The 26,377-nt window shown below is 68.7% G+C and carries 27 protein-coding genes and 3 pseudogenes; 17 read left to right on the top strand and 13 right to left on the bottom strand.

The window, feature by feature from the left end; translation table 11 throughout:
* Positions 1-2,273 precede the first annotated feature (2,273 nt).
* On the top strand, positions 2,274-2,483 hold the full coding sequence (locus ACFYY7_RS42200; protein WP_388670757.1) for a hypothetical protein: 210 nt from the start codon (positions 2,274-2,276) through the stop codon (positions 2,481-2,483).
* A 231-nt stretch (positions 2,484-2,714) separates the two neighbouring features.
* On the opposite strand, the gene ACFYY7_RS42195 is transcribed toward ACFYY7_RS42200, so the two are convergent.
* The 3 genes from ACFYY7_RS42195 to ACFYY7_RS42185 all read right to left on the bottom strand — a co-directional run bounded on the left by ACFYY7_RS42195 (position 2,715) and on the right by ACFYY7_RS42185 (position 3,632).
* On the bottom strand, positions 2,715-2,849 hold the full coding sequence (locus tag ACFYY7_RS42195; protein WP_388670754.1) for a hypothetical protein: 135 nt from the start codon (positions 2,847-2,849) through the stop codon (positions 2,715-2,717).
* 4 nt (positions 2,850-2,853) lie between these two features.
* Complete coding sequence (locus tag ACFYY7_RS42190; protein ID WP_388670751.1) at positions 2,854-3,108, bottom strand: hypothetical protein; 255 nt, start codon at positions 3,106-3,108, stop codon at positions 2,854-2,856.
* A 74-nt stretch (positions 3,109-3,182) separates the two neighbouring features.
* Positions 3,183-3,632: a VOC family protein gene (locus tag ACFYY7_RS42185; RefSeq protein ID WP_388670748.1), complete on the bottom strand. Its 450-nt coding sequence runs from the start codon at positions 3,630-3,632 to the stop codon at positions 3,183-3,185.
* A 76-nt stretch (positions 3,633-3,708) separates the two neighbouring features.
* Here ACFYY7_RS42185 and ACFYY7_RS42180 point away from each other — a divergent pair, with 76 nt between their 5' ends.
* Entirely contained in the window at positions 3,709-4,311 is a 603-nt protein-coding gene (locus ACFYY7_RS42180; RefSeq protein ID WP_388670745.1) for a TetR/AcrR family transcriptional regulator, read from the top strand.
* Positions 4,312-4,786: 475 nt separating this feature from the next.
* On the opposite strand, the gene ACFYY7_RS42175 is transcribed toward ACFYY7_RS42180, so the two are convergent.
* The gene (locus ACFYY7_RS42175) at positions 4,787-5,527 is read right to left on the bottom strand and encodes a hypothetical protein (protein ID WP_388670742.1); all 741 of its coding nucleotides are present in this window, start codon (positions 5,525-5,527) and stop codon (positions 4,787-4,789) included.
* A gap of 70 nt (positions 5,528-5,597) precedes the next feature.
* Here ACFYY7_RS42175 and ACFYY7_RS42170 point away from each other — a divergent pair.
* Positions 5,598-6,257: pseudogene (locus tag ACFYY7_RS42170) on the top strand (IS5 family transposase); the annotation flags it as partial.
* 452 nt (positions 6,258-6,709) lie between these two features.
* Here ACFYY7_RS42170 and ACFYY7_RS42165 read toward each other — a convergent pair.
* Positions 6,710-7,150, bottom strand: coding sequence for an alpha/beta fold hydrolase (locus tag ACFYY7_RS42165; protein ID WP_388670763.1), 441 nt, complete (start codon positions 7,148-7,150; stop codon positions 6,710-6,712).
* A 564-nt stretch (positions 7,151-7,714) separates the two neighbouring features.
* On the opposite strand from ACFYY7_RS42165, the gene ACFYY7_RS42160 reads away from it, so the two are divergent.
* The 4 genes from ACFYY7_RS42160 to ACFYY7_RS42145 all read left to right on the top strand — a co-directional run bounded on the left by ACFYY7_RS42160 (position 7,715) and on the right by ACFYY7_RS42145 (position 10,513).
* Positions 7,715-8,530 carry a hypothetical protein gene (locus ACFYY7_RS42160; RefSeq protein ID WP_388670739.1) on the top strand — a complete coding sequence of 272 codons (816 nt, stop codon included), beginning with the start codon at positions 7,715-7,717 and terminating at the stop codon, positions 8,528-8,530.
* Positions 8,531-8,543: 13 nt separating this feature from the next.
* Positions 8,544-9,287 carry a hypothetical protein gene (locus ACFYY7_RS42155; protein ID WP_388670736.1) on the top strand — a complete coding sequence of 248 codons (744 nt, stop codon included), beginning with the start codon at positions 8,544-8,546 and terminating at the stop codon, positions 9,285-9,287.
* Between the two features lie 98 nt (positions 9,288-9,385).
* Positions 9,386-9,631, top strand: coding sequence for a hypothetical protein (locus ACFYY7_RS42150; protein WP_388670733.1), 246 nt, complete (start codon positions 9,386-9,388; stop codon positions 9,629-9,631).
* A gap of 468 nt (positions 9,632-10,099) precedes the next feature.
* A complete protein-coding gene (locus tag ACFYY7_RS42145) occupies positions 10,100-10,513 on the top strand; it encodes a transposase family protein (RefSeq protein ID WP_388670730.1) in 414 nt (137 codons plus the stop codon).
* A 222-nt stretch (positions 10,514-10,735) separates the two neighbouring features.
* On the opposite strand, the pseudogene ACFYY7_RS42140 reads toward ACFYY7_RS42145, so the two are convergent.
* Positions 10,736-10,841, bottom strand: a pseudogene (locus ACFYY7_RS42140) (IS5/IS1182 family transposase); the annotation flags it as partial.
* Here ACFYY7_RS42140 and ACFYY7_RS42135 point away from each other — a divergent pair.
* A pseudogene (locus ACFYY7_RS42135) lies at positions 10,840-11,284 on the top strand (Tn3 family transposase); the annotation flags it as partial. The pseudogenes ACFYY7_RS42140 and ACFYY7_RS42135 overlap by 2 nt on opposite strands.
* Positions 11,285-11,371: 87 nt before the next feature.
* On the opposite strand, the gene ACFYY7_RS42130 reads toward ACFYY7_RS42135, so the two are convergent.
* Both ACFYY7_RS42130 and ACFYY7_RS42125 read right to left on the bottom strand, forming a co-directional pair.
* The gene (locus tag ACFYY7_RS42130) at positions 11,372-12,310 is read right to left on the bottom strand and encodes a DUF6000 family protein (protein WP_388670727.1); all 939 of its coding nucleotides are present in this window, start codon (positions 12,308-12,310) and stop codon (positions 11,372-11,374) included.
* Positions 12,311-12,482: 172 nt separating this feature from the next.
* The gene (locus ACFYY7_RS42125) at positions 12,483-12,917 is read right to left on the bottom strand and encodes a tyrosine-type recombinase/integrase (RefSeq protein ID WP_388670724.1); all 435 of its coding nucleotides are present in this window, start codon (positions 12,915-12,917) and stop codon (positions 12,483-12,485) included.
* Positions 12,918-13,052: 135 nt separating this feature from the next.
* Between ACFYY7_RS42125 and ACFYY7_RS42120 the strand changes: the two genes are divergently transcribed.
* Both ACFYY7_RS42120 and ACFYY7_RS42115 read left to right on the top strand, forming a co-directional pair.
* Positions 13,053-13,349: a recombinase family protein gene (locus ACFYY7_RS42120; RefSeq protein ID WP_388670721.1), complete on the top strand. Its 297-nt coding sequence runs from the start codon at positions 13,053-13,055 to the stop codon at positions 13,347-13,349.
* A gap of 26 nt (positions 13,350-13,375) precedes the next feature.
* Positions 13,376-14,317, top strand: a complete 942-nt coding sequence (locus ACFYY7_RS42115) for an IS30 family transposase (protein ID WP_388670718.1) — start codon at positions 13,376-13,378, stop codon at positions 14,315-14,317.
* Positions 14,318-14,549: 232 nt separating this feature from the next.
* Here ACFYY7_RS42115 and ACFYY7_RS42110 read toward each other — a convergent pair whose 3' ends face one another.
* From ACFYY7_RS42110 to ACFYY7_RS42100, 3 genes are all read right to left on the bottom strand, one after another.
* Positions 14,550-15,206 carry an HAD family hydrolase gene (locus ACFYY7_RS42110; protein WP_388670715.1) on the bottom strand — a complete coding sequence of 219 codons (657 nt, stop codon included), beginning with the start codon at positions 15,204-15,206 and terminating at the stop codon, positions 14,550-14,552.
* Positions 15,203-15,454 (bottom strand): hypothetical protein, encoded by a 252-nt coding sequence (locus ACFYY7_RS42105; RefSeq protein WP_388670712.1) that lies wholly within the window; start codon positions 15,452-15,454, stop codon positions 15,203-15,205. The genes ACFYY7_RS42110 and ACFYY7_RS42105 overlap by 4 nt, the downstream gene beginning before the upstream one ends.
* A 211-nt stretch (positions 15,455-15,665) precedes the next feature.
* Complete coding sequence (locus tag ACFYY7_RS42100) at positions 15,666-16,427, bottom strand: DeoR/GlpR family DNA-binding transcription regulator (RefSeq protein WP_388670709.1); 762 nt, start codon at positions 16,425-16,427, stop codon at positions 15,666-15,668.
* A gap of 409 nt (positions 16,428-16,836) precedes the next feature.
* On the opposite strand from ACFYY7_RS42100, the gene ACFYY7_RS42095 reads away from it, so the two are divergent.
* From ACFYY7_RS42095 to ACFYY7_RS42065, 7 genes are all read left to right on the top strand, one after another.
* Positions 16,837-18,369: an APC family permease gene (locus ACFYY7_RS42095; RefSeq protein WP_072489731.1), complete on the top strand. Its 1,533-nt coding sequence runs from the start codon at positions 16,837-16,839 to the stop codon at positions 18,367-18,369.
* Positions 18,366-19,799 carry an FGGY family carbohydrate kinase gene (locus ACFYY7_RS42090; RefSeq protein ID WP_388670706.1) on the top strand — a complete coding sequence of 478 codons (1,434 nt, stop codon included), beginning with the start codon at positions 18,366-18,368 and terminating at the stop codon, positions 19,797-19,799. Before ACFYY7_RS42095 ends, ACFYY7_RS42090 begins: the two co-directional genes overlap by 4 nt.
* Positions 19,796-21,232, top strand: a complete 1,437-nt coding sequence (locus tag ACFYY7_RS42085; RefSeq protein WP_388670703.1) for an NAD(P)/FAD-dependent oxidoreductase — start codon at positions 19,796-19,798, stop codon at positions 21,230-21,232. The genes ACFYY7_RS42090 and ACFYY7_RS42085 overlap by 4 nt, the downstream gene beginning before the upstream one ends.
* On the top strand, positions 21,229-22,494 hold the full coding sequence (locus tag ACFYY7_RS42080; protein WP_388670700.1) for an NAD(P)/FAD-dependent oxidoreductase: 1,266 nt from the start codon (positions 21,229-21,231) through the stop codon (positions 22,492-22,494). Before ACFYY7_RS42085 ends, ACFYY7_RS42080 begins: the two co-directional genes overlap by 4 nt.
* Before the next feature lie 914 nt (positions 22,495-23,408).
* On the top strand, positions 23,409-24,272 hold the full coding sequence (locus ACFYY7_RS42075; protein WP_388670697.1) for an RNA repair domain-containing protein: 864 nt from the start codon (positions 23,409-23,411) through the stop codon (positions 24,270-24,272).
* Between the two features lie 65 nt (positions 24,273-24,337).
* Positions 24,338-24,877: a winged helix-turn-helix domain-containing protein gene (locus ACFYY7_RS42070; RefSeq protein ID WP_388670694.1), complete on the top strand. Its 540-nt coding sequence runs from the start codon at positions 24,338-24,340 to the stop codon at positions 24,875-24,877.
* On the top strand, positions 24,874-25,410 hold the full coding sequence (locus tag ACFYY7_RS42065; protein ID WP_388670760.1) for a transposase: 537 nt from the start codon (positions 24,874-24,876) through the stop codon (positions 25,408-25,410). Before ACFYY7_RS42070 ends, ACFYY7_RS42065 begins: the two co-directional genes overlap by 4 nt.
* On the opposite strand, the gene ACFYY7_RS42060 is transcribed toward ACFYY7_RS42065, so the two are convergent.
* A complete protein-coding gene (locus tag ACFYY7_RS42060) occupies positions 25,367-25,729 on the bottom strand; it encodes a hypothetical protein (RefSeq protein ID WP_388670691.1) in 363 nt (120 codons plus the stop codon). The two genes, ACFYY7_RS42065 and ACFYY7_RS42060, sit on opposite strands and share 44 nt — an antisense overlap.
* Before the next feature lie 93 nt (positions 25,730-25,822).
* Positions 25,823-26,377: transposase (locus ACFYY7_RS42055; RefSeq protein WP_388670688.1), on the bottom strand; the 555-nt coding region annotated here is incomplete at its 5' end.

Genomic DNA, 26,377 nt, shown 5'->3' with positions numbered 1-26,377 from the left:
TCGCCGCCAGGACACTCTCGATCCCCTCCGGTCTCCCCATACCAGAACAACGAGCCCCACAGCTGGAAGCCACGACTTGTTTCCCGGCAAGCCCTTAGTAGTTCGGCCAGCGGGTGTAGTCCGGTCGTGCTTCCCGCGGAGCCAGCGCTCGACCGTGCGCCCTATCCGTCCGCGGGGAACCGGCGGCACGGTGGTCTCGACCGGGTGGTCATCCGGAGCGGCCGGCAGCGAGCCCCTGATGGTTACGGGGTGGCTGGGAGGGATCTCTCGGGGAAGCAGCGTGATGTGCCGGGTCGTGCGGTTGCCGGGCGGCACGTGCGAGCGGGGCGTGAGGGTGTAGCGGCGTGGTGTTCTGATGGGCAGGCCGGAGCGGGTGGTGCCGGCTGGGGGGCACGGGGGCTGGGGCCCTGGAGTACGCCGGGCCCAGTGCGGAGGACGGTTTCCAGGAGGACCTGGCCGCGGAGGAAGTCGAGGTCTGCGGTGCTGATGTCGGGTGGGGTGGGGTGTTCGTGGGGTTCTTCGGCCGGGCGGGGGCGTCCACCACTTTGATCGTGAGGGCCACGGACGGTCTTGGGGTGGTGCTGTCCGCGAGGCGGTCCCATACCTGTTGCCAGCGCCGTACGTTGTTCGGGGAGACGTTCAGGGCTTCCATGAACGCTGTGAGGTGGGCGCGTGAGGGGACGGCCTCACCTCTGAGGATGACGCTGAGGCTGCTCTTGGGCAGCCGATGCCGTTTGTTGTCGGGGGTTCGTCCTGCCGCGGTCTGCAGGTCGCTCAGGGAGGGCTGGCCCGCTCTGGCCCGCATTTCCACCATGACGTCGTGCAGCTTGGCGAAGCCGTCGATGAGGCCGGGGGGTCATCACCGAGCGGAGCGATACGGCCAGGTCCCGGAACTCCGGGGAGATTCCTGCGCGGCGTCGGCGTTCTTCTTCGGCCCTGCGCGCGGCCTTCCATAAACGGATCGCTTCCCTGGCGTCCGCGTCGCATGCGGTCGTATATGCGAGCAGCAGGCGGCGGGATGGCACCTTGCCGTTGGCGCCGCGCGACAGTGCCGACGCAGTGAACTGGTGATCGGTCAGTTTGGCCATTGCAGCGTAGGTGATGCCTCGGCGCTCGCGCTGGGCGCGTAGCCACAGCGCGAGCGCTTCGGACTGCCGGGTGTCGGCGGCAACGGCGCTCTCACGCCGTCCCATGGGACCGTCAGACGGCCCCGTGCGGCGGCGCTTGCGCCGCGCGCATGGCCTTGACGGACCGGCCGGCGACGTAGAGGGCGCCGGTGATGAACTCAAAGGGCGCCGAACACCGGCATCCCGAGGGCGGAGAGGGCCCCTGCCACCACGACGACTACGACCACGACGACCAGTTCCGCCGTCGTCAGAGCTCACTGCGACGGGCCGCCGGGTGCGGCGGAGGGGAGAACGAACGCATATCTGTTACCTGCCTGACGTCATGTCACGCCCCGTGCCGGCATAATGATTTGGCTGCACCGTGAACTGTCGGCGGCGACTTCCAGGTCGGCTCGCCAACGGCGTTGATCCTCTCACCAGTTACCCGACCATCACAATGCGTTGCCATGGGGGCGGGGTTTTGATGCCTGCGCGTCCAGGCGTTCACCGCCAGGGGACGGCGAATGGGTGGCCGAATAGAACCCCGGCCATTCGAAAACTGCAGATCAGAGGAACGAAGCCGTTATTTTCATTCATTCTCGTCCGGGTGCCATTACCGAAGCGGGGCACTGGATGCCATGGTCCCTGCAACGCCGCCTCCGGCACTGACTGCCGAGGTCTCCCTGGCGTCGTGGCTGCACCATGAAACAGGGACCGGGCTCACCGCGTTCCAGCGCGGCGCCCACGAGAGGGGCGCACCCCCCACCGGGCGCGCCCCTCTCCAGCAACACCCAACCTGCCCTGCGGTCCGGGCGTCCAACATCGTCGCCCGGGACCTGGACGTCCACGCCGGCACTCCGGCCCGCAAAGGAGGCGAGGCGCTGCGGCCCCAACTCGACATCCGGGGTCCGGAGGACTGGCCCGACACCTTCACCGTGATGACGCCGAGCACCGGCCTGCGTCTGTACATCGGGGTGCCGGCAGGCTGCACGATCGGGAGCATCTACGGCAGGCGGCCCCCGTTCGGGCCCGGGATCGGCATCCGCCGCCCCGGCCGCCGCAGCGGCGACTACCTCGTCGGGCCCGGCTCCATCGCGGGCGGCCTGCTGTACTCCGTCGTCCACGACGCGCCGGTGCGAGGCCCTGCACCATGTCCTCGACGTCCTCTTGCGCGCGCCGCGCAAGGGCACGGTGGTCATCGGCCACGACGCCATCACCGTGACCGGCAAGAAGGTCGCCATGACTCTCACCCCGGACTGCGCCGCCGTGCGCACCCTGAACCCGCCCCGGCCGGGCAACAACATGCCCCCGGGCTACCTGGTCAAGACCTGGGTCAAGGCCCGCGAGCGCGCCCGAGAGTCGCGGCACGAACTGTAGACGGGGCAGCGCAGAGCGCCGCGCGGCCCGCGCGTCTTTGGTCGGCGCCGCGGCCCGTCCGCGCCCGCATGCCTGCGCCTCACCCCGTCCGTCGGCCATTCGGCACGGGGTGTTTCCAGGATCCTTCAATGCGATCAACGCGGCCGCGCTGGAAGAAGCTCGCCACCGGCTGCTCCGGCACCGCCGTGAAGTACGAGGTCGTCCCCTGTCCAGCAGTCAGGCACGGGATCCTCACCGCGTCCGGGTCACGGTGAGGGTGCCGTGCCGGCCGGACCTGGCCAGCACCTCCACGACCAGATCCGACTCCACCCGTGTGTACGGCTCGCCCTCCGCCCGCCGCTCCCCCACCACCGCCGCGGCGCTCAAGGCCTCACCGAAACGAGCCGCCAGGACAGGGCTCCAGGCGCGCGGACGCTCTGGCCGGCCCGCCCTCGTCCCCCACCGCCAGGACCAGATGGTGCGGTCCGAGCCGGGGGCCGGTGAACCCCAGCACCAGGGCGTCGACCGTGTCCGCGTGCCGAACCTTCAACCACCGGCGCTGTCCTGACGGCGGATAGCCCGCCCCACCGCGTTTGCAGACGATGCCTTCGATGCCCTGCTCGCGCAGGGCGTCGTACCAGAGCACGGCGACGTCCCGGTGGGTGGGCGGGCGCCGGGACAACCTGGACCGGCGGCCCAACATCAGGTCGACACGGGGACTCAGGCGTCGGTGTACTGAGCGGCGTACTCCTCGCTGGGTGGGACGACGGTGATGACGTCGATCAGCACGCCGTCGGGGGCGGCCACGATGAAGTGGCGCTGGCCGAACTTCTCCGTGCGCAGTGACAGTACCTCGGGCAGGCTGGCCTCTGCCACGAGTCGCTGATGCTCGGCGTCCACGTCGTCCACCTCGAAGTTCAGCAGCAAGCCGCCCTGGAGCGCGACCTGGTGGCCCTCGGGGAGGGTCGGGTGGGCGTGGTCCAGGAGGGCCAGCTCGTACTGCGGGGCGTCGGAGCGGCGCAGACTGACGTACCAGTCCGCCTCGAAGGTCACTTCGAACCCGAGGTGGCGGGTGTAGAAGTCGCGGGAGGCCGCAACGTCCCGAGTGGCAAGCACCGGGTAGAAGCCGCCGAGCTTGGTCGTGGGCGTGGTGGTGAGTTCGTTCGTCATGGCAGAGGTCCTTCGGATCCATTTCACATACCCCGGGTATGCGAACCGTGGCGTTAACATACCCTTGGTATGCGAAATGGAAAGGGCGGTGCGCTCGATGGCGGTCAACCGGGCGGAGCAGCGGGCGGCCACGCGGCAGGCGCTGCTGGCCGAAGGACGGCGCCGGTTCGCCGCCGACGGGTACCACCACGTGGTGCTGGCCGAGGTGGCGCGGGCTGCCGGGGTCACCAAGGGGGCCGCCTACCACCACTTCGACAGCAAGGCAGGGCTCTTCCGGGCCGTCGTCGCCGAGGTCCAGCAGGAACTGGGCGAACGGGTCGCGACCGCAGCCGAGCGGTACGAGGACCTCTGGGAGCAACTCCGGCACGGCTCCCGGGCCTTCCTGACCGCGGGGACCGACCCGGCGGTGCGGCAGATCCTGCTGGTCGACGCGCCGGCCGTGCTGGGCTGGGACGAGTGGCGGGCCCTGGACGAGGAGTCCTCCGCCCGGCACCTCGCGGACGCCCTGACCGCGCTCACCGCGGCCGGGATCATCGCCGATCAGCCGGTGGAGCCCCTGGCCCGGCTACTCTCCGGGGCGATGAACGAGGCCGCGCTCTGGATCGCGCGGGGCGGGGACCTCCAGGCAGCGGAACAGGCGCTCGACCGGCTCCTGGCCGGACTGCGCACCCCGGCCTGACGTCTTGCACAGGCGCTCAGCACCTTTCGAGTTGGTGAGGTGCTGAGTGGCGCAACGGTGGTCGAGGAACGGCAGTGCGGGAGCGAGGTCTGCACGCGGGTGGAGACGGACCTGGTGGTGGAGGTGCTGGCCGGGTCCGGCCGGCACGGGACGCTGACCGTGACCCGGATTCAGCAATGCCGGATCAGGGGGCGACCTCGCACTTCACGACCGTGTTGCAGCCCTCGGGCAGCTTCTCCAGCGCGGCCCGTTCCTTGTCAGCTTCCACCGCAGCTTTGTGGCGGTCCAGTCGGCAAGGTAGGTGCACTTCGCGGACTCGGCCGGCGGCATCCACTCCGACGGGTCCTTGTCGCCCTTGGACCGGTTCGTCTTCGCGGTGACGGCAGCGAGGCTGCGCTAGGCCTGTCCGGGCGATCATGGGCTCCCGCCGCGCAGCCGCCGGGCTGACCTCTATGGGTCTGCCCGGTCTGACGACTCAGGAGTGACAGAGTAGGTCGAGGACGACGGCCTCGGCGTCGAGGTCGTCGAGATAGCGGTTGGCTTGTTCCCAGTGGCCGTCTGTGTCCGCGTCCATCCACGCGCCATCGAGGGTGACCAGGGCGAAGCCGGGCACGGCGCACCGGACCGACCACAGCCGTGCTTCCTCGTGTTCCTGCGCGAAGTACGCGACCGGGTCATTGAGCAGGAACGACGTGTCAAAGTGCGGGTCTCCTGCGACGGCCCGCTGGGCCACGTCCTGCACCAGCGGCTGGGCCAGATGCTCCTTCCTGGCGTCTGCCAGGGAGTACCTTTCAGGGTCGGCCTCGTGGCGAGCGAGGAAGTCGGCGAGCGGGCGGGCCGGCGGGTGTATCGCGGTCAGCTCGGTCCAAGTGGCGAGCAGGGCGTCATGCGTGCGCGCCGCTCGTTTCCGCATACCGTCGAAGTCGAGCAGACCTCGAGGCCCGCCGTAGCATTCCAGCGGCCCGAGGGCATCGAGCTTGGCCTTCCTGCGAGGCACGGTTGAGGCCGTGATGAGCCTGCGGTCGCCGTCGTGCGGAGGCAACACGAGGTAGGCGTTGCCCGCGCTGGAGTGGATGGCCCACCAGTCCCAGTGGCCGACCGGATTCCATTCCTCGGTGAGGTTGGCGTTGTAGGGCGCCATGATGGCAGCTATGGCCTGGGGAACCTTTCGAGGCGAGGTCGGCGGCAGGCACACAGTGGCGAAGAACTTGGTCATACCCGGGAGCGTAAGCCCTGGGAATTGTCCGCCCATGTGACTGTCACGTCGGCGGATCGTTGTCTCGGCCATGGGGCGGGGTGATCTGACAGATGTGAAGTGGGAGCGGCTGCGGCCGTTCCTGCCGGTGGGCAATGGCCGATGCGGTAGGTGGCGGGATCACCGGCAGGTGATAGACGGGATCTTGCACCGGGTGCGGGCCGGCGTTCACTGGCGTGACCTGCCGGAACGGTTCGGGCCGTGGAAGACGGTCTATGAGCGGCACCAGCTGCGGTCGGCCGACGGAACCTGGGAGAGACTGCTCCAGCAGGTCCAAGCCGAAGCGGATGCCGCTGGTGAGATCGACTGGGACATCGGGGTGGATTCCACGGTGGTGCGCGCTCATCAGCACGCGGCGGGCGCCCGTACCAGCCCCCGGGCCCCGCACGTCAAAAGGGGACGCGGGCGGGGAACACCAGGACGAACCGCCGTGGCAGAGCCTTCACGCCCGCCTGGTGGAGGTGGTGAAGCAAGTGAGGGACTGGGCCGCTCAAGGGGCGGTTTCATCACCAAGCTCCACCTGAGCACCGAAGGCCGGTGCCAGCCGCTGTCCCTGGTAGTCACACCCGGCCAACGGGCCGACTGCCCCCAACTGGACCCCGTACTCGACAAGATCCGCGTTCCGCGCACCGGTCCGGGCAGACCGCGCAAGAAGCCCGACAGCCCCGCCGCGGACAAGGCGTACACATCGTGCTCGGTGGCCGGCCAGTAGTTCTCGGAGTCCTCCCACAGATAGGCGATCGCCGTCATGGCGTCGTCCATCGTCAGCCGATAGACGCCCTTCGTGGTGCCGCCCGTCAGTCGCTCGACCGCCTCCAGTCGACGCCCGCCGCCCAGCGCAGCCCGCGCCGCACCCGCTAACTGATCCCGCGTCACTTTCATCGGTGCCACGCCCACAACCCGCCTTCCGCCTTGATAACTGGGGCACCCTACGCGAGTCATCGTTCATCGCCGAACGAATTGCCCCGTTCCACGCCAGGAGGAAGGCGTGTGGGAGCTGCGGTCGCCCTCCCACCGATGCGGCCGACCGCCTGGCATGCACGACTATTCCCCGGGGGTGCCCCTGGGCGGACCCGTGAGGAGTACGGGTCGAGTCCCTGGGGCACGGGGGCGGCATCGGTCCGTCGGTGCGGCGGCTGCCTGTCAGACCGCCAGGGATATCCGAGTCAGGAGAGCGGCGAGTTCCACGGGGTGGGACAGGAACGGTGAGTGGCTGCTCGCCATGCGGTGGACTGTGCCGGCGCGCGCCGCCAGTATCTCCTGGTTCTCGGCCGGGAGGGCTCGGTCGTCCTCGCAGAGGATGTATGTGGAGGGGATGGTGCGCCACCCGGCCCCGGTCAGGACGTCGCCGAACGACTTCGTGCTCTGTGGCACCAGCCGCTTGGCGGCTTCCTCGGCCTCGTCTCGCCCGACATCCCCGTAGAACAGCTCGACCGGGTTCTCGGGTACGGGCTGGGTGGCCTCCGCCGGCACAGGAGCACCATGGAAACCCAGGAGGCTTTCACCGACGTCAAGTTGGTAGGCCGCGAGGTACACGAGGTGAGACACGTTCCCGGCCTCGGCCGCGGCCTGGCTCGCGGGGATCCCTCCGTAGGAGCCAGTCGGCGAAGGAGAGTGCGGCCGGGGTGGTGAAGGCGTCCTCTATCCACTCCCCCGTATCGACATACTTGGCGAGGTCGCACTCGTAGTCGTTGGACTCCCGCAGGATCGGCAACCCCCCACTCTGCCGGGAGAGATCACCGTCGGTGCAGAAACACCACCGTGACGCCTCCACGTTGTAGCCCGCCGTGGCGAACGCCACCAGGAACGTCGTATGGATCTCGCGGTCGTCGCCCAGCGTTGTTCCGCCGACCGTGAAGGACTTTCCTTTGCTTTACGGGCGGCCACGAACACCTGGAGTTCTGGTGAAGACCCTCCTTGTCCTTCGCCACGCCTCAACCTGAGGTGGGAAAAGGCTCGGTGTCCTGCACTGGCATCCGGCCCGACCCGTTGGCGAGGCAGGCGAGGCCGACTGTCACAGGCACCTCGTACTGTCATACGACGAGCGAATCCCCAGCCCGGTGTGGAAGCCGAGAGCTACTTCGACGGACGCCGCCCACCGGCGGGACCGCCGGCTGGCACCACATCTTGAGAAGGAATGGAAGCGATATGACCGAGGCTGTTTCCCGCTGGCGGGAGTTCGAGGCGGCGTTGGAGGCCAAGGGGCTCGGCTGGGCGCTGGAGTACGCGCCGGCCGACCTGCGCTGGGCGCGGAGCGCGGATCACCCGTACGGAGCCCGTCTGGAGCACCTGCTGCCCGCCGACTACCGTGCCTTCGTCAAGGAGGTCGGCTATCCGGTGCTCGGCTTCAAGTACTACGACCGTCGGGGGATTTCGTTCCTGCCGCCCGAGCCGATGGCCGTGCTGTCACCCATGGTCTACGACCCCGACAGCGGTTTTCCTCAGGAGGCTGAGGGCGAGCCCACCACCTGCCGTTATGCCTTCTTCGCCGGCTACGACCTGTCCGACGTCAATGGCTACACGCTGGCGGAGGATGAGGTGTGGTTGGTCGAAGACTCCGTCGTGCGCGAACATGTGGGCAGCTTCACGGAGTGGCTGCTGGGCGAGCTGAGTGAGCTGGAACGGCATATCGCCGACCCCGGTTTCAGGGAGGACACGGACCGCGACGATGCGGGCGACCCGCACCGCCTGTTCGGTTACTCGCTGGAGTATGACTTGTTCGACCGGTCCCCGTACAGCGCGGCCGATCTGGAGCTGAACTGGGTCGAGAAGCAGGCCAGCAGCCCCTACTCCTACGGTCTGATCGACGCGGAGGGGCGTTGGCGCATACCGATGGCCCAACGGTTCATCTGTGTGCGGCCGTTCCGCGACGGAACCGCCGAGGTGATCCTGAACACTGAGGGCAGCTCCTACAGCGGCCCCTGGACGCGGATCGACACCGAGGGCCGGCCCGTCGGCCAGTAGCGGAGGCGCAAGAATGGGTGACTGGGGAATCGCGACATGGTGGGGCACCGGCTCCCCGCCACGGCTGCCCAACCGGCTCGGCGGGGACGACCGCTGGGCGGTGCGCCTGGGCAGGGACCGCGGCCTGTGGCAGATGGACACGCTCAGCAAGTGGGGTGTGCGTTCTCCCACCCTGAGGGGGCATTCCCAGGTGGTGGGTGTGCTTCCCGCCGTAGATGAGGTGTTCACACGGGAGCAGGGCCCGCTGGTCGCCGGGTTCAGTTGTCTGGTGGAGAGGGCGGTGCCGCGGCGTACGGCTGGTCGCCGCGGGCAGGCCCCGGACTTGCTCGCCGGGGCAGCCGACCTGCTCGGCGCGGGTTCGGCAGCCGTCGTGGAGGACGAAGGCCACCCGATGCTGTGCTTGTCCCAGCCCGTGGTCGTACCCGCCCCGGTGGTGGAGTGGCCGCTGGACCAGCTCCACCGTCAACCCGAGTCCGCCCGCGCGCTGTTCGAGGCACTGGCGCTCGCAGCGCCGCACGGCGTCGGCCGGTGTCCACGCGTCCTGTCGGCCGGAGCCGTTCTCGGGTTCTGCTGCGCTCGTCGTAGTGCCGCTCCCACGATCCGTCACCGGGCCGGTACGCCGGGCGAGTACGGGGAGGATACGGGGATGCAGGAGCTGGAGCGGATCACGGCTCGCCGGAGTGAACTGGACGCGCTCGCCGAGGAGCCGGCAAGCGGCTCCGCGAGGTCCAGGCCGAGCGGGAGGAGCTGGCGGTAGCTGAGCGGGTCCTGAACCGGCTGGCCGAGCAGGACCGGGCCGCGGCACAGGCCGCCGCGGCCGTCGCACCTGTTCCCGCCCGGGTCGCGGGGCGGGCGGTGCTGCTGATCCCGCACCGCAGCGAGTCTCCCGACGAGACAGCCCTGCCCGGTGACTACCGCAAGATCCTGGCGATCGTGCGGGGCGTCGGCGGCCCGGTACAGGTCAAGGGTGTCGGCGAGGAGCTGGGCCTGGAGGTGACGGCACGCGGCAAGTTGGAGCCGCTGCGCGCGAAGCTGACCAAGCTCGCCGATCGCGGCTGGCTGCACAAACGGCCCGACGGGCGGTTCACCGCACGCCGGTAGTCGCGCGAGAGTGGGTGCGGATATGGCGTAACCAGCGGGCCCCCGACGTCAGTTGAGTTTGGTGTGAAGAAAAACAACCACGCCGTCGAGGGCCCTGACGGCCTTGTCTGCACTGCCCGTCTGCCGCTGTCGAGTGCCACCCTGAACTGGCTCGCCGCCCTGATACGCGCACGCTTGAAGAAGATCGGCTCGCGGTGGCGGGCACTGCCCGCGGGGCAGATCGCCGGGATCGTGCTGGCGGTGCTGCGCTGTGACCAGCGGAAACGGGGTGCACCGCACCACCGTGACACGGTGGGTCAGGGAAGTCGTCGGCCTGCTGGCCGCCCGCGCCCCGCGCCTGGACCGCGCCTTGAAGAAGATCGCCCGAAAGGGCGGCGGGGTGGTCCTGCTCGACGGCTCCTTGATACGCACCCGGCGAACGCACCGGGGCGGAGAACCGGGAGAACTACTCGGGCAAGCACAAATGCCATGGCCTGCTCGTTCGCACTCACCGACGACAGAGGCCGCCTGATATGGGTCTCGGCGGTCCGGCCCGGACGGACCTCGGAGATCACCGCCTGCCGCCACGACAAACTCACCGCCAAACTGCGGGCGGCTGGCCTCGGCGCGATCGCCGACCTGGGATTCGCCGGGCTCGACCACGGCGGTCCGGATGCCGACCCGGCGGTGATCACCGGCTACAAGGCTGCCCGGAACCGACCCCTGACCTTCGGTCAGAAGCAAGCCAACCGGGCCCTTGCCGCAGTACGGGCGCCGGTCGAGCACGGCTTCGCACACCTTAAGAACTGGCGGGTCCTCGGCAAGGTACGCACCGACCCGAAGTGGGCGACCGCGCTGGTGAGGGCCCTGCTGGTCCTGACGAACCGCGAAGTCGCCCGCTGACCGACGATCTCGGCGGAAGTCACACGCCCGCGACCAGCCCGAGCATCCCGAAGCCCGCGCACAACAGACCCGTGACCTGCAACTTCACGATGCACACCACTCATTGATCTCCACCAGCAGCTACCCCTGACACAGGGCGGTCCGCGCCCCCTGTCGCGCACCCGGAAACCCACCAAGACATGGCGCTGAGCTGCCCGGCCGCCCAACTCACGCCAACGCCCAGAGAACCGACGGGTCCTCTAATCGGCGGGGCCTTCTCCCTCACCTGGCAGCACAGGAGTTCATGGATGACCTGGTCGATTCCGTCGTCCCGCCAGGCGGCGAAGAAGGTCGCCGGTTCCCTGGTCACCAACCAGGTCCGTGCCTACGACCTGCTGCGCATGTTCGGCCGCGAAGGCCACCCACCCCCGCTCGGCGCCGCGTTCGCCGAGCACGGCCGCATCGACAAGACCATGCACCTGCTCGCCCTGGTCGACCCGGTCGACCCGGTCGACGACACCTACCGCCGGCTGATGAACCGGCAGCTCACCGTCCAAGAGTCCCGCCACCGCCTGGCCCGCGCGATCTGCCACGGCGGCCGGGGCCAGATCCGCCAGGCATACCGCGAGGCAAGAGGACCAGCTTGCCGCCCTCGGCCTGGTCCTCAATGCCGTCGTCCTGTGGAACACCCGCTACCTGGACACCGCCGTCACCCAGCTCCGCGCCCAGGGACACGACATCAAGGACGAGGACGTCGCCCGCCTCTCCCCACTCAAGGACCGGCACATCAACTTTCATCTGGACACTTCCAAGAGCCTCGGGGCAGACCGACACCGCCAGGGTTCTCCCGGTCCAGTTGCTTGGACGGCCGTCGAGCTATCACATGTGCTCCCGGAGTCCGGCTGCCGCGGTCTCGGGCGAGGCGAAGAAGTCCCAGTGGGGTTGGATGCCGGGCTCCGGCTTTCCCGACCAACTCAACTCGACCAGTGCCCAGCGGATCGGCTCCTCGGCGACTACAAAGAGCACGTGGTCACGCTGGCTGCAATGCGCGACTGCCATCAGCGGACGACCCGCGAGCGGGTGGCTCGGCTTGAGGTCGGATGAAACCTCTGTGACGACTTCGGCCTCGAAGACGGCACGGTCGTGTTCCGGGATGGGGACCCATCCAGCTGGCAGGCGGACAGTCCGCTGGTCCGTGCCCGCTGGGTCAGCCTGACGTGCTTCCTCGACAAGGGCGCGGAGCCCGGCGACATGGTCCTTCTGGGCTTCGAGGTACTCAGGGGACTTGTCGCGCGTCCACTGCTGCCAGAGCCCGTCCGGGGCAGTGAAGCGTTCGGCGTAGTCGCTGCCGAGCTGCGTGTCGACGTCGAGCAGCGCCCCGATGGCCCAGTGCTGGTCGTAATAGAGATCTGGCTGGCGCAGATACTGGTCGAGGTAGGCGCAGAGGATCTGAGCGTCTGCCGGTGTGCCGAAGCAGGCCAGCGCGAAGCAGTAGCCCTGACCGGCGTAGGTCTGGCGACTCCCGATAAGCAACTCGCCGATTCGCTGGCGTTGCCGTGTGTGGCCTCCGGTGCCGGCCATCCACGCGGCGACGAGGCGTTCGCGCCAGCCGGAGCCGTGTCCGAGGAGCGCGGCGAGCTCCTGGTCGTCGACCCGCTCGGAGTCCGCGATCAGCTCGCGAAGGAAAGCGGTGCGCTCCACCGGCCCCACCCGCCGCCGCTGAATGTTGCCGTGGAGCAGTTCGAGATGGCGGCGGTCGACGGAGACATAGCGTCGGATAGTTGCGCCAAGCGCGGCCGGACCGGGCAGTTCATCCATTCGACCATCTTCGGGGCGCGGCCGCGTGAGTGTCGACTGGATTAGTGGTGAATCATTTGGCGGCTCAGCTGCAGGTTTCGGTATCGGTGAGTTCTTCGGTGGGCTCGGCGAGTTCGGCCAGGAGTTCCTTGATCCGGGCGATGATGGCGGTGTGTCGCTCGACCTCGCGCGGCTATCCGCGTTCGGTGGCGTCCTGGACGAGTTGCTGCTCTCGGCCGAGTCGGGCCCGCAGGCGTGGTGCGTATTCGCTGGTTGTGAAGAACTTCGAGCAGCGCAGGTAGAGGTCGCACTCGCAGGGCCCCTCGGCAGGGGTGCGCAGGCAGTGGCCGAGTTCGAACTCGGTCTTGAAGAAGTTGGTCCTCAGCCAGTGGACGGTTTGCTCGTCAAGCTGGTTGGCCAGCAGCGCCTCGGCGGCCGGACCAGCGAGGCGGCCTCCGGCGGCGATGACCTTTTCGTACTGTTCCTTCAGGACTGGGTCGCTGATGTGGGAGTAGGTGGCCGACATCTGCGCGTTGCGGTGCCCGAGGATCGCCATGATGGTCTGGATCTGGGCTCCGCCCTCGGCGAGCTGGGTACCGACCGTGTGGCGAAACCGGTGTGCGGTCACCGTGGGGTTGCCGTCGCCGTCGACGAGCCGGCCTTGCGGCAGGCGATCTCCAGTGCGTCGGCGAACAGAAACTGTCGGCCCATCGGTTTACCCCGTCGCATGAACACGTAGCGAAGACCGTTGGGCCCACCGGTCGTGGCGCGCGGCAGCGTTGCCGGCCTTGGCCGTCTCGATCAGGCCCCGCAGAGCGTCGGCGGCCTGCGGGTGCAGCGGGATCATGCATTCGGTACCGTCCTCGAACCGGCCGACGGGCCAGACCTCCCCGTCGCCGAGCCACTCGTCCGCACCGAAATCAAGTTCGGATACGCCAGGGTCTCGACCGGCGGGCAGAAGCTCGAGCGGCAGCTCGACGACCTCACCGCCGCTGGGTGCCGGAAGATGTTCATTGGGCGCGGCGCCCTCCTGTCGTCAAACGATGGCACCCTCAAGTGAACAACGCACCACCCACGGATGATCACGTGATCGTGGAGGCACAGGTGCGTGACTACGGGTTTTCGCCGGCACAACAGGACGAGATCTGGCGACGCTGGCGCGAGGGGCAGTCGTTCAGCTTGATCGGGCGGGCGCTCGGGGCACCGATGCAGTACGCGCGTCGGTTCCTGTACCAGAGCGGCGGCGTCCGCCTTACCCCTCAGACACGATCCGAGCGGCATCTGAGCGGCAGCGAGCGCGAGGAAATATCCCACGAGATCGCCGCCGGAGAATCGGCCCGGCAGTTGGCCAAACGGCTGGGCAGATCGCCTTCGACCGTCTCCCGCGAGATCGCCCGCAACGGCGGCCGGGACCGCTACCGAGCCGCGTCGGCCGATGCGGTCGCCTGCGAGCGCGGGCGCCGCCCCAAGCAGGCCAAGCTCGCCCAACGGCCCGCTCTACGCGCCTTGGTGGAGGCCAAGCTGGCTCTGTGCTGGTCTCCCGAGCAGATCGCAGGATGGCTGCGACGCCAGTTTCCTGGTGACGCCTCCATGCAGATCTCGCACGAAGCGATCTACCTCTCGCTCTACGACCCTCGCCGGCGCCAGGCGATCGACCGCAGCCTCACCCAGCGACTGCGGTCAGCCAGGCCCATGCGTCGTCCAAAGATCGCCCGAAGGCCCACGGGACGGGGCATCATCCGCGGCATGGTGTCCATCACCGCCCGCCCCGCCGAGGTCGAGGACCGCAAGGTTCCCGGCCATTGGGAGGGCGACCTCGTGATGGGCACCACGCCCTCGGCCGTCGCCACGCTCGTCGAGCGCACCAGCCGCTACGCGAGGTTGCGGTGCTTGAGCGGGGAGAGCCGGGCGAGGCGGCCAGGCTGGCGGGAATCCCGATGTGCTCCACCTCGGGCAGCACCCGCTCGTTTGACAGACCCCCGGGGCAGGAGAAAGGCGCCGTTCCGGGCCCCATGCGGCCATCGGTGATGACGTCGACTGCCGCCCGGAAGGGCAGGACCGCCGCATTGACAGGCCCGGACTGCCGCGTGATTGGCTCCGGCGCGCAGGAGAGGCGCCATTCCGCAGCCGGCTGGGGCCGTCGCATTCAGCAACGCATCTTGGTTTCCTGGTGGGCGGGGCGGCGGTTGTATGGCCATCTCGCTGCTGGATGCGGCAGTGGTGGTCATGGAAAGGGAAATCTGGGAAGGCTTGTGTCGCCTCAGCGCCAGCGCTTGTGGCGGATGTCTGCGGAAGCGTTGGTGAGCTTCGCGATCGAGCGGCGGGCGGCGTTGACAGTGACGGTCCGGCGGGCGATACGGGCGAGCGGGAGGTCGCTGGCCGAGTCGGTGTACAGGAGTGCGTCCTCCGGGGCGAACCCCAGCGCCCGGACGGCATCGATCTTTGCTTCGCCCACGTTGTGGGCGATGAGTCGGGGCCCCCGTGGGGTGAAGTCGAGCCGGGAAGCGGCCAGAGGGATGCCGTGCAACCCGACGCCGTCCAGAAATGCACGCGCGAGGTTCTCCTCCGAGGCTGTCGCCACGACGGTCGGACCACGACCGCGGGCGCATTGGCACCTTGCCACAGCTTGTCTGACCGCTGTCCGGGCTGCCATGGCCCGGCCCGTCTCGGCTGCCAGTTCCTCGTACTGGCTGCGGGTCATTCCGCGCAGCGTCAAGGCCACGATCGCCCGGTTCATCGCGGGCTTCAGCGCGCCGTCGGGCGGTGCTGCCGAGGCGAGCAAGAACGGTGGGATTGCAGCGGCGAACCGGAGGGGACGGGCTGCCAGACGAGCTCTGACCAGTGTGGACATCGTGTCCTCACTGGTCAGGACGCCGTCGAGGTCGAAGATCGAGGTGATTTCGTTGGCTGGGTTCACTGTGGGAAGGCGTCGGCTTTCATCTGGACGAGAAGGTCTATGGCAGCGAGCGCGCTCACCTCGGCGGCCATCGTGACAGCGGAGCTCTCGCCGTGGACAGCGCCCACCGAGGCGAGGCCGACATCGGTACGGCCGAAGATCTCGGGCGCCTGCGCTGCTGCGTCGGCGCCTTTGGCTGCGGAAGGCCGGTTGCGGCGCGTCGGTTTCGGTCCTGCCATGATGCGCTGCCACTCCGATTGCCCGAGCATGTGGAAAGTTGACCGTTTTGGTCTGCGATTGTGGATGCGGTGGCCGGTGGGAGTCAAGGGGAGGCCCAGGCTGGGGTGCCGATGGATCGTCTGTACCACTGTGGTGCAACGGCCGGATTCCGCGCGACGCTCTTCAGAGGGGCAGAACCCCTGCCGCGCCGGAGGCGAGGGGGACTGCCGGCGCCGAAGGGAGCGGTTGACTGTATCGCCTTCAGGCCACGACGATGTTGTCGCCCGCCGCGGCGAGGGCGTCGCTCAGGCCGTCCGGGCAAGGACTGTCGGTGATGAGGGTGTCGAAGCCGTCGAGTTCGCAGACGCGGTGGGCGGCCGTGCGTCCGAACTTGCTGGAATCGGCGAGCACGTAGCGGTGGGACGCGTTGGCGAGCATGGTGCGCTTCGTCGCGACTTCGTCGAGGTGGAAATCGGTCAGTCCGTAGGAGGCGATGCCTCCGGAGCCCAGGAAGACCGCGTCCGCGCGCAGATTGTCGAAGAACTCGACGGCCTGGGCATTGGAGCAGGCCAGGTCGCCACCGCGCAGCCGTCCGCCGCTTACCAGGACCTCGACCTGCGGGCGGGAGCTGACTTCGGCGGCCACGAGCAGGGAAGGGGTGGCGATGACGCCGGCATGATCGGCGGGCAGAGCACGGGCCACCTCCAGGGCCGTGGTACCGACATCGATGACGACCGTCTGGTTGGGTTCGATCAGGGCTGCTGCGGCTCGGCCGATGGCCTGCTTCGCGGCGAGGAAAGCGCCTCTGCGCTCGTTGAAGGAGGCCTCCTCCCCGACAGGTGACCGGACGGCGGTGGCCCCTCCGTGGACACGCGCCAGCTCGCCGCGGCGCTCGAGGAGGGCGAGGTCTCTGCGGATCGTCTCGTGGGAGACGCTCAGCAGGCTGGTCAGGTCGTCCGTCGTGATGAACTCGAGCCGAGCGATCTCGGCGACGATCCTGCGGTGACGCTCGGCTGCTAGCACATCCAGCCCTCTCTGATTGACTGTTTCTGTGGAACCCTGACTGCATTCTAGGGCTCATGTGACGTGCGGAGCACATCGCCAACGGCCTCAAAAACTCATTCTTCTCCGCAGCTCAAGGCGTCTTCTGCTAGGCGATCAGCGATCGTTCATCAGGTCGGGAGCGCTAACCCTTGACGGAAAACGGGCAGGGGTCCACACTCTCAGCAGTCAATAGTCCACATAAACGGTCACGAGTGGGCTGTCGACCGGCGTCGAGGTGGCGCGGACCGCGGGTCCTCGCAGCCATCCCCACGAACAGGCTCCAGCGCATTCCTGCGAGGCGGGCCTTGATGCCGACCGCATTCGGTTCTTCGATCACCCACTGGCTTCCGCGGCAACGGCGGGGCACTCTGAAGCAGGGAACGAGGTCATGGCCAAATCAGAAGCAGGTGCTCAGGCGCCAAGAACGGCTGAGGGGCAGCAGGGCGGGGCGAACCAGGTGATGGCGCGGGAGCTTGGCTGGTACGCCTCGTTCTCCGTGGCGTTCGGGTTCGTGTCGATCGCGACAGGGATCTTCACGGCCTACGGCTCGGTGCTCGCCACCTCGGGCCCGCGCGGCATCTGGGCCTGGCCGATCTCCGTGATCGGCCAGCTCTGCGTCGCCCTCGTCTTCGGAGCGCTGGCGGCGCGCATCCCGATCAGCGGCTACTCCTACCAGTGGGTGTCGCGCATCGTCGGGCCCGTGTGGGGCTGGATCATGGGCTGGATCTCGTTCGCCTTCCTCGGGGTCGTCGTGGTCGCAGTGGACTACACGATCGCCTCCACGATTCTCCCCGAGCTGTTCCAGTACGTCGGCACGACACAGAACGCCTGGGTCATCACGGCCGGCGTGGTGTTGCTGCAGGCCCTGCTGGTCGCCGCGTCCACGCGCATCACGCACAAGGTCAACAGCGCGGCGGTGACAGCGCAGCTCATCGGCATGATCACGCTGACGGCGCTCCTGTTCGCGGTGGGCTACTTCACCGGCAAGCTCGACTTCGCCCACCTGTTCGACACCGCGACGATCCCGGAGAGTGGCTACTACGGTCTGGGCGGCGGAACCCACGCCGGCCCGTTCGCCCTGGCGTTCCTGCTCGGCGCCTTCACCATCGTCGGATTCGAGTCCGCGGCAAACCTGGCGGAGGAGACCAAGAACCCCGCCCGCGTCATCCCCAAGGCGATGGTCCAGGCCGTCCTCTCCCTGGGCGTTCTCGGCTTTCTCTTCCTGGTCGCCGTGACCGCCGCCGTCGGCCGGGTCGACGGCGCCGCCGAGTCGGCCACCCCTGTGGCCACCGTGATCACCGCCGTGCTCGGGTCCGTGGTGGGGAAGAGCCTCCTGGTCCTCGTCGTGGTCTCGATCTTCTCCTGTGGGCTGGTGATCACCCTCAGCGGAACCCGCCTGGTCTACGCGATGTCCAGGGACGAGCGCTTCCCCGGATGGCGCCTGCTCAAGCGCATCCACCCGCGGACGGCGACGCCGCTGAACGCCACGGTGTTCATGATGCTCATCGCGCAGATCGTTCTCGCGGTCTTCTCCCGTTCCACCGACGCCTTGTTCCAGCTGTTCTCCGCCGCCACCCTGCTGCCCGCCGTCATCTACGCCGGCACGGTCGCGATGTACGCGGCCAAGCGCTCCTCCCTGCCGCCGTCGCGCGGCTTCTCCCTGGGGCGGTGGGAGGTCCCGGTCCTGCTTCTGGCCGGGGTCTGGCTGGTGTACGAACTGCTCATCTTCCGGGACGCTTCCTTCCGCGGCCCCTGGGCCTACGTCCTGGTGCTGTGCGGGATCGGCGCCGTCTACCTGGCGGCGCTCCTCGTCCGGCGCGGCCGCGCCGCCCTGACCATGCCTGACATGGCCGACGTCGACCGTGCCCTGGACAACGCCACCGCACCCTCCGCGGCCGACACGGAAGGGGCCCTGCGATGACCACGATCCTCGCCATCGACCAGGGCACCTCGGGCACCAAAGCCATCGTTGTCGACGCCGAAGACGGAACGGTCGCCATAGCCGAGGAGACCATCCGCCCCGCCTACCTGCCCGGAGGGGGTGTCGAGCAGAATCCGCACGAACTGCTCGATTCCGTCCTCACCGCCGGCCGCAGGGCCGTGAGCATGGCCGGCCGGCCCATTGACGGCGTGGCCCTGGCCAACCAGGGAGAGACCGTCCTGGCCTGGGACGAAGCCACGGGAACGCCGCTGTCCCCGGCGATCGTCTGGCAGGACAGCCGTGCGGAGAGCATTTGTGCCGAGCTGGCCGAGCATCGCGAGGCCATCGCGCAGCGCACCGGTCTCGTTCTCGACCCCTACTTCTCCGCGCCCAAGATGGCGTGGCTGCGCCGCAACCTCACCCGTGACGGGGTGGTGACCACCACCGACACCTGGCTCGTGCACCACCTGACAGGAGAGTTCGTCACCGACGCCTCCACCGCCAGCCGTTCTCTGATCTTCGACCTGGACGGTGCGGCGTGGGACGGGCGTCTCGCTGATCTGTTCTCCCTCGGCGACGAGCGGCTGCCCCGCATCGTCGGCAGCGACGAGGTGGTCGGCACCACGCGCGCCTTCGGACAGGAGATGCCCGTGGCCGGCCTGATCGTCGACCAGCAGGCCGCTCTGGTCGCCGAGGCATGCCTGGAGCAGGGCACGGCCAAGTGCACCTATGGCACGGGCGCGTTCCTGCTGGCAAACACAGGATCGGACCCCGTGCGCTCCAGCGCGGGCCTAACGACGTCGGTGGCCTGGCAGGCCGCGGGGCAGACCCTGTATTGCGTGGACGGCCAGGTCTACACCGTGGCATCGGCCGTGCGCTGGCTGCAGGACCTCGGTCTTCTTCAGTCCGCCACCGAAATCGACGCGCTGGTCGCGAAAGACAGCAACGGCGTCATGTGCGTCCCGGCATTCGCAGGACTCGCCGCTCCGTGGTGGGCTTCCGAGGCCACGGCCTCCCTCACCGGCATCACGCTGGCCACCCGCCGCGAGCACCTCATCCTGGCCGTGCTCCAGGGCATAGCCGCCCAGGTCACCGAGCTGACGGCCCTTGTCGGCCGAGACCTCGGCCGGCCCCTGAACCGGCTGCGCGTCGACGGCGGATTGACCAACTCCGCCGCCCTCATGCAGGCCCAGGCCGACATCGCCCAGCTCCCCGTCGACATCTACCCCAACGCGCACGCCACACCCCTCGGCGCTGCCGCGCTCGCCCGCTGTGCCCTCGACCCCGCCATCAGCCTCGAAGAGGCCGTCGGCGACTGGCAGCCGGCGACCGTCTACGAACCCCGCTGGTCCGAAGACCGGGCCCAGGAGTTCCGCACCACATGGGCACAGGCCGCCGAGGCGTGTGCCACCAAGGGAGACCACTCATGACCCCCACCCCCCACCGTCCCCACCCCGAGGTCTTCGACATCGTGGTGATCGGAGGAGGCATTGTCGGCTCGGCCATCGCACGCGAACTGTCCGGCTACGACGTCTCCGTGGCGCTGCTCGAAGCCCGCGACGACGTCGGAGACGGAACCAGCAAGGCAAACACCGCCATCCTGCACACAGGCTTCGACGCGAAACCGGGCACCTTGGAGTCCCGGCTCGTGGCTCGCGGCTACCACCTGCTGAGCGACTACGCCAAGGCCACCGGCATCCCCGTCGAGCACACCGGCGCCGTGCTGGTGGCCTGGAACCAGGAAGAGCTCGACGCCCTGCCTGGCCTGAAGGAGAAGGCCGAGGCCAACGGGTACGAGCACTGCCACATCGTGGACGCGGACGAGGTGTACCAGGTCCTGCCCGATCTGGGCGAAGGCGTGCTCGGAGGCCTGACGGTTCCCGACGAGTCCATCATCTGCACATGGACCACCAACCTCGCCCTGGCCACCGACGCCAGGCAACGCGGGACGACGATCCTGCTCGAACACGCCGTGACCGGCATCGACGTGCGCGACGACGCGACGACCTTGCACACCGCCCAGGGCGACGTGCGAGCCCGCTGGGTCGTCAACGCGGCAGGCCTCGGCGCCGACACGATCGACCGGCTCTTCGGCCATGACCGCTTCACCGTTACCCCCCGACGCGGCGAGCTGTTCGTGTTCGACAAGCTGGCACGGCCCAAGGCCGACAAGATCGTCCTGCCGGTTCCCTCCTCCCGCGGCAAGGGAGTGCTCATCTCCCCGACCATCTACGGCAACGTCATGCTCGGCCCCACCGCCGAGGACCTCACCGACCGCACCGACACCTCCACGTCCGAGGACGGCTACGACTTCCTCCTCAGCAAGGGCGCGCGGCTCATGCCGAGCCTGCTCACCGAGGAGGTCACCGCCAGCTACGCCGGACTGCGCGCCGCGATCGACCGCGACGACTACCTCATCGAAGCCACCCCCGAGCAGCGGTACCTCCTCGTGGGCGGCATTCGCTCCACCGGACTGACAGCGGGCATCGCCATCGCCGAGCACATCGCCGGGCTCCTGTCGGAAGCCGGTGCCGGGCTCCGCAGCCGCAGCAACCTGCCTGCTCCGCCCCGGATGCCGAACATCGGCGAAGCCAGTACACGCCCCTACCAGGACGCCGACCTGATTGCCGCGGACACCGCCTACGGCACCATCGTCTGCTTCTGCGAACGGGTCACCGAGGGTGAGATCCGCGACGCCTGCCACGCCCCGGTGCCCGCGCGCAGTCTGGAAGGGCTGCGCAGACGCACCCGGGCCATGAACGGCCGCTGCCAGGGCTTCTTCTGCGGCGCGGCCGTCGCGGCCCTGCGCACCCAGCACCAGACCAACGACGGCTGCTGCAGCCAGCACAAGGACAACCGATGACCCACCAGCTGCCCCTCATCGAGCCCGATGTCCTCATCATCGGAGGCGGCCCCGCAGGGCTCACCGCAGCCGCCGAAATCGCCGACCGTGGCGCCGGGCGGGTCCTGGTCGTCGACCGGGAGAAGCAGGCCGGCGGCATTCCCCGGCACAGCGACCACACCGGATACGGCCTGCGAGACCTACACCGTGTGATGACCGGCCCCGCCTACGCCCGCCACTTGGCCGACCGGGCCGCACGGTCCGGAGCGGAGATCCGCACCAGCACCATGGTCACCGACTGGTCCGATCAGCACACCGTTGACGTCACCAGCCCCGAGGGCCGCTACCAGATTCGTGCCCGGGCCATCGTCCTGGCGACCGGCGCCCGCGAAAGGCCCCGCACCGCACGCCGCATCCCTGGAGATCGCCCCCACGGGGTCTACACCACTGGACAACTTCAAAACCTCGTCCACCTCCACCATCAGCCCGTCGGCAAGCGGGCCGTCATCGTCGGTGGCGAACTAGTCAGTTGGTCCGCAGCCATGACCCTCCGAGAAGCCGGCTGCACCCCCGCGCTCATGATCAGCAAGTACCCGAAGGCAGAGTCCTACGGCGCCTTCAACGCTGCCGGCCGCACCATCCTCCGCGTTCCGGTCGCCACCCGCAGCCGTGTCACCCAGGTCATGGGCAAGGGCCGCTGCGAGGCTGTCGAGATCGAGAACCTCGACACAGGCAAGCGCCGAACCGTCGAATGCGACACCGTCGTCTTCAGCGGCGACTGGATCCCCGACCACGAACTCGCGCGCTCCGCGGGCATCACCCTCGACGAACGCACCCTCGGCCCCCTCACAGACACCGCGCTGCGGACCAGCCGACCCGGAGTCTTCGCCGCCGGTAACATGCTCCATCCCGTTGACACCGCCGACGTGGCCGCCCTCGACGGTAAGCACGTCGCCCAGCAGGTCATCAACTACCTGGAAGGAAGGCATGAGCCGGCCGAGGGGGTCCGTCTGATCGCCGACGCCCCGTTCCGCTGGATCGCACCGCAGATCATCCGCCCCGGCGATCCGGCTCCGGCCCGCGACCGGCTCCTGCTCTGGACGGACGAGTTCGTCCGCTTCCCCAAGGTGACGGTCCGCCAGGACGGCCGTATCGTCGCCCGCCGGACCCTCGCCTGGCCTGCGGCCCCGGGCCGGGTCTTCCGTATCCCGTCCTCGGTCCTCGACGGGATCTCCTACACCGGGGGTCCCGTCCACATCACCACTTACAACTCGCGCGAATAGGCGCGGGTTGGGGCGAGGGGGCGGGGACGTGCCGCGATCCGCTACTCGCCGTGATCGTACTCGGTGGCCGGGCGGGGGGAGTGTCTGATCAAGGGCCCTGTCTCACTTTCGGTGGTAACGGAGAGTCGTGAGGGTCGTTGGCATTCGCGTGAAGGATGTCGACGAGCTCGTGCAGACGGTGTTTTCGGGGTTGTCCCCGTTGGCCATCGAGGATGTGGTCGCCGAGGGCGAGCGGATCGTGGTGCGGGCACGAACTCCGCACGACACTGCTTTTTCCCGAGGTGGCGCCCCTCCGGAAAGAGACCGTGCGGCTTCACCCACGTGTGGGTGAGCCAACGTGCCGAGACAGCTCGGTCGGAGGCCCGCTGCTGTGGCCGGCCGAGGAGGTCTGGCCGTTGTGCTCCGAGCGCGAGGGGTCGCCGATGGTGCCTGTCGTGCAGATCTACCGCACCAGCGTTCCTGGCACCGTCCCGTTTCCCGAAGGGTGCGATCTACTCCAAGTTCTGTGGTGCCCACGGAAGCACAGCGGCCATCGTTGGATCGTTCCGCACGTCCAATGGCGAGAGGCGGGCTTGGTCGGGAAGGTGTTGGAGACTCCGCCATGCCCGGCTGAGCTGTGGAAGAACTACGGCCCACGTCCTTGTGTGGTGCATCCAGAGCTGGTGACGGAGTACCCCTATTGGGATCTTCATGACGACATATGGGAGGCGTTGGAGTTCCGGTTCTTGGACCTGGGCCAGGAGACGGGCTGGGACTACCAGAGCCACCTCGGTGTCCGAGGTGGGAGTCCGGGGCGAAATCCGCCGCTGTCTTTCGCTCTCCTGCCGTCACCGCAGCGAGGCGGGCGGGCCGGGCGCTGAATTGCAGGGCCGACCGGGCGCGCGTCACCCTGATAGTTGAGGGCAGGTGCTGACGTGCACACCAGCGACGAGATCTACCACCGGGTGCTCTGGGACCCGCGCTTCGACCCCGAGCGGTTCGTGATGGGGATCGCCGAGCGCGGGGCCCCTCCGAAGCGGGTCCTGCTCGGCGACTTCGTACCGGGCGGGGAGATCCCCTGGCACCGGGTGGTGTTCTTCGAGGCGGACGGCCAGGTCGTCTGGGACCGCGCCTGCGGCATCGACCGACTCGACGAGACCCTCGTCGGGCAGGTCGGTCCCGTGCCGGCCCCGGCACCCGGCGACGTCCTCGCCGTCCCGTCGACGAACCGCACCGCCGTCGCCTGGCTGCCGCCGGTGGAGTTGTGGCCGCCGATCCAGCACATTCGCCGCGAACACGACCGGCAGATCCGCCGCTGGCCGCCACACGTCAACGTGCTCTTCGGATTCGTCCCCGAGGCCGAGTTCGCCCGGGCCCTGCCGCTGGCCGCCGCGGCGCTCGCCGAGACGCCGCCGTTCACCGCCCGCCTGGCGGGCGTCCACTGGTTCGGACACCGCGAGGACGCCACCGTCTGGCTCGACCCTGCCGCCGCCGACCACGAGCCCTGGGCGCGGCTGCGGGAGTCCCTGGAGCTCCGCTTCCCGCTCTGCGGATCGCACCCGCACGGCTACACCCCGCACCTGTCCCTCGGCCGTGCCCCGGACCCGCACCCCCTCGCCCGCAAGGCGGAGGCCCTCCTCGGCCCCATGACGGCCCTGGTCGACGAGCTGGTCCTGCTCTCCCGGCGCGGCGACGAGCCGATGCGGGTCCGGGCCCGCGTCCTGCTCGGCAGCGGCAACGTACGTCACCTGGAGAATCCGGCCCTTCCGGGCAACCCTCCGCCACCACCACCCGTCTAGCTACTGAGGTTTTCGGGTTGTCGTCGGGGAGTGACGGTTCATGATCCCTGCGGTATGCCGGTGGGATGAGGTATCCGGAGGGTGGGGGCCTGACCACTGAGCGTCGGGCGTTTCGTGAGGGGATCCGGCTTCAGGCCGGCGAGAGGTTCGCCGCGGGTGAGAAGACCGCAGTGATCGCGAGGGACCTGCGGGTGAGTGTGCGGTCTGTGGAACGCTGGCGCCGTGCCTGGCGCGAGAGCGGACTGGAGGGCCTGCGCTCTGCAGGTCCGGCGAACTCCCCGACCATCAGCGATTCCCAGTTCGCCGTACTCGAGGAAGAACTCGGGAAGGGACCTGCAGCTCACGGCTTCGAAGACGAACGCTGGACTCTGGCCCGGGTCCAGGCGGTGATCCGCCGGCGGCTGCGGGTGAGCCTGTCGGTGGCGACGGTGTGGCGACTGCTCAAACGGCACGGCTGGTCCTGGCAGGCACCAGCCCGCAGAGCACTCGAGCGTGACGAGCACGCGGTGGAGCTGTGGAAGAAGGAGGTGTGGCCGCGGGCAAAAGCCTCGCGGCGGCATGTGGCGCCTGGATCGTCGTCGAGGACGAAGCCGGCTTCTCGATGACGCCGCCCCGGGCCCGCACCTGGGGCCGACGTGGGCACACCCCCGTCATCCGCGTCCGTGGCAGGTCCCGCCGCCGGACCTCGGTTGCCGCGCTCTGCTGCTACAAACCCGGTGAGAAAAGCCGTCTCATCCACCGGCCCCGCACCCACCTCCTCCTCAAAGGCGCACGCAAGAGCTTCTCCTGGAAGGACTGCCGCGACCTGTTGGTGCGGGCGCATATCCAGCTCGGCGGCCCAATCGTGGTGGTCTGGGACAACCTCAACACCCACCTGGCCGCCGGACTGAAGCGGTATGAGGCCGAGCACGACTGGCTCACCGCCTTCCTCCTTCCGCCCTATGCGCCTGACCTGAACCCCGTCGAGGCCATCTGGTCACTCGTGCGCAGAGCGATGGCCAACACCGCCTTTGACGCACCTGACGACCTCGACCGTGTCCTCCGCCGCGAGTTACGCAGGATCCAGCTCCGGCCCCACCTGATCAACGGCTGCCTCACCGCCACCGGTCTGACCCTCGTACCACCGACTCCACCCTGAAAACCTCAGTAAGGGTGGGGCTAAAGCTGCAGGCTGTGCGGTGCGGGAAGAAGAGGAGCTGACCGCCGGTGCCCGCTTGCGCGTGGTAGACGCAGACGGCGACGTGGTACTTCGCATGCTCGGGCGCGTCCAGGAGGGCCAGGACCTTCCCCGTGTGGTCGTTGGTGGTCGACTGCCAGTCGTACAGGTCGTTGTCGTTGACCATGTACGAGAGCGGCTCCTCCAGCGACCACCCTGAGGTGGCCAGGGCCTCGACGATGGTCCGGACCGTGACCTCGCGCGCAAACGTGAAGTCGATGTCTGCGGTTCTGGACGACACAGAGGCTCCTGGTGAGGCGATCAGCGGCACCGCATCGTCGCCTACGGCATGGATGGCTGTCGATTAATTTGACGCGTTACTGACTTCGGCGTATTAGGGTCTGTCCGGTCTATCGAGAGCGAGGCCCGTCCCGGCGAGGAATCCGCCGAGGATGCCGTGCCGGTACTGCAGCGCTTTGAGTCGCCTGCGGAGCAGAGTCTCCAGCTCGTTGAGGGTGCGGGCGGCCAGGTTGGCCAGGCTCCGCTTGATGTGCGCCCACAGGCCCTCGACCGGGTTGAGGTCGGGCGCGTACCCGGGCAGCAGGACCACCGTCAGCCAGTCCCGCTCGGCAACGAGTGCCTTCATCGTCTTGGAGATGTGGGTGTTCAGCCGGTCCCACACCACGATCAGCGGGGCCTTGAGCAGTTGGTGGGCGCCATCCAACAGGCGTATGTAGTCCGCCTCGCCCAGCGAGCGACGCTCGCCCTTGCGGCCGGTATGCCGACGCAGCCGGTAGCACAGACGGGCGGGCAGGCCCGGCCGGAAGCACAGCAGACCGGCCACCGAGAGACGTCCCCGGCTACGGCCGGACACCTTGACCCTCGGGGTGACGCCGCGCCGGCCCCAGGTGCGGCCCTTGGGCGGCCGACCGGTCACGCCCGCTTCGTC

This window comes from Streptomyces sp. NPDC001933 (assembly GCF_042890955.1).
Classification (GTDB): Bacteria; Actinomycetota; Actinomycetes; order Streptomycetales; family Streptomycetaceae; genus Streptomyces.
This window is presented reverse-complemented; position numbering and strand designations above follow the sequence as displayed.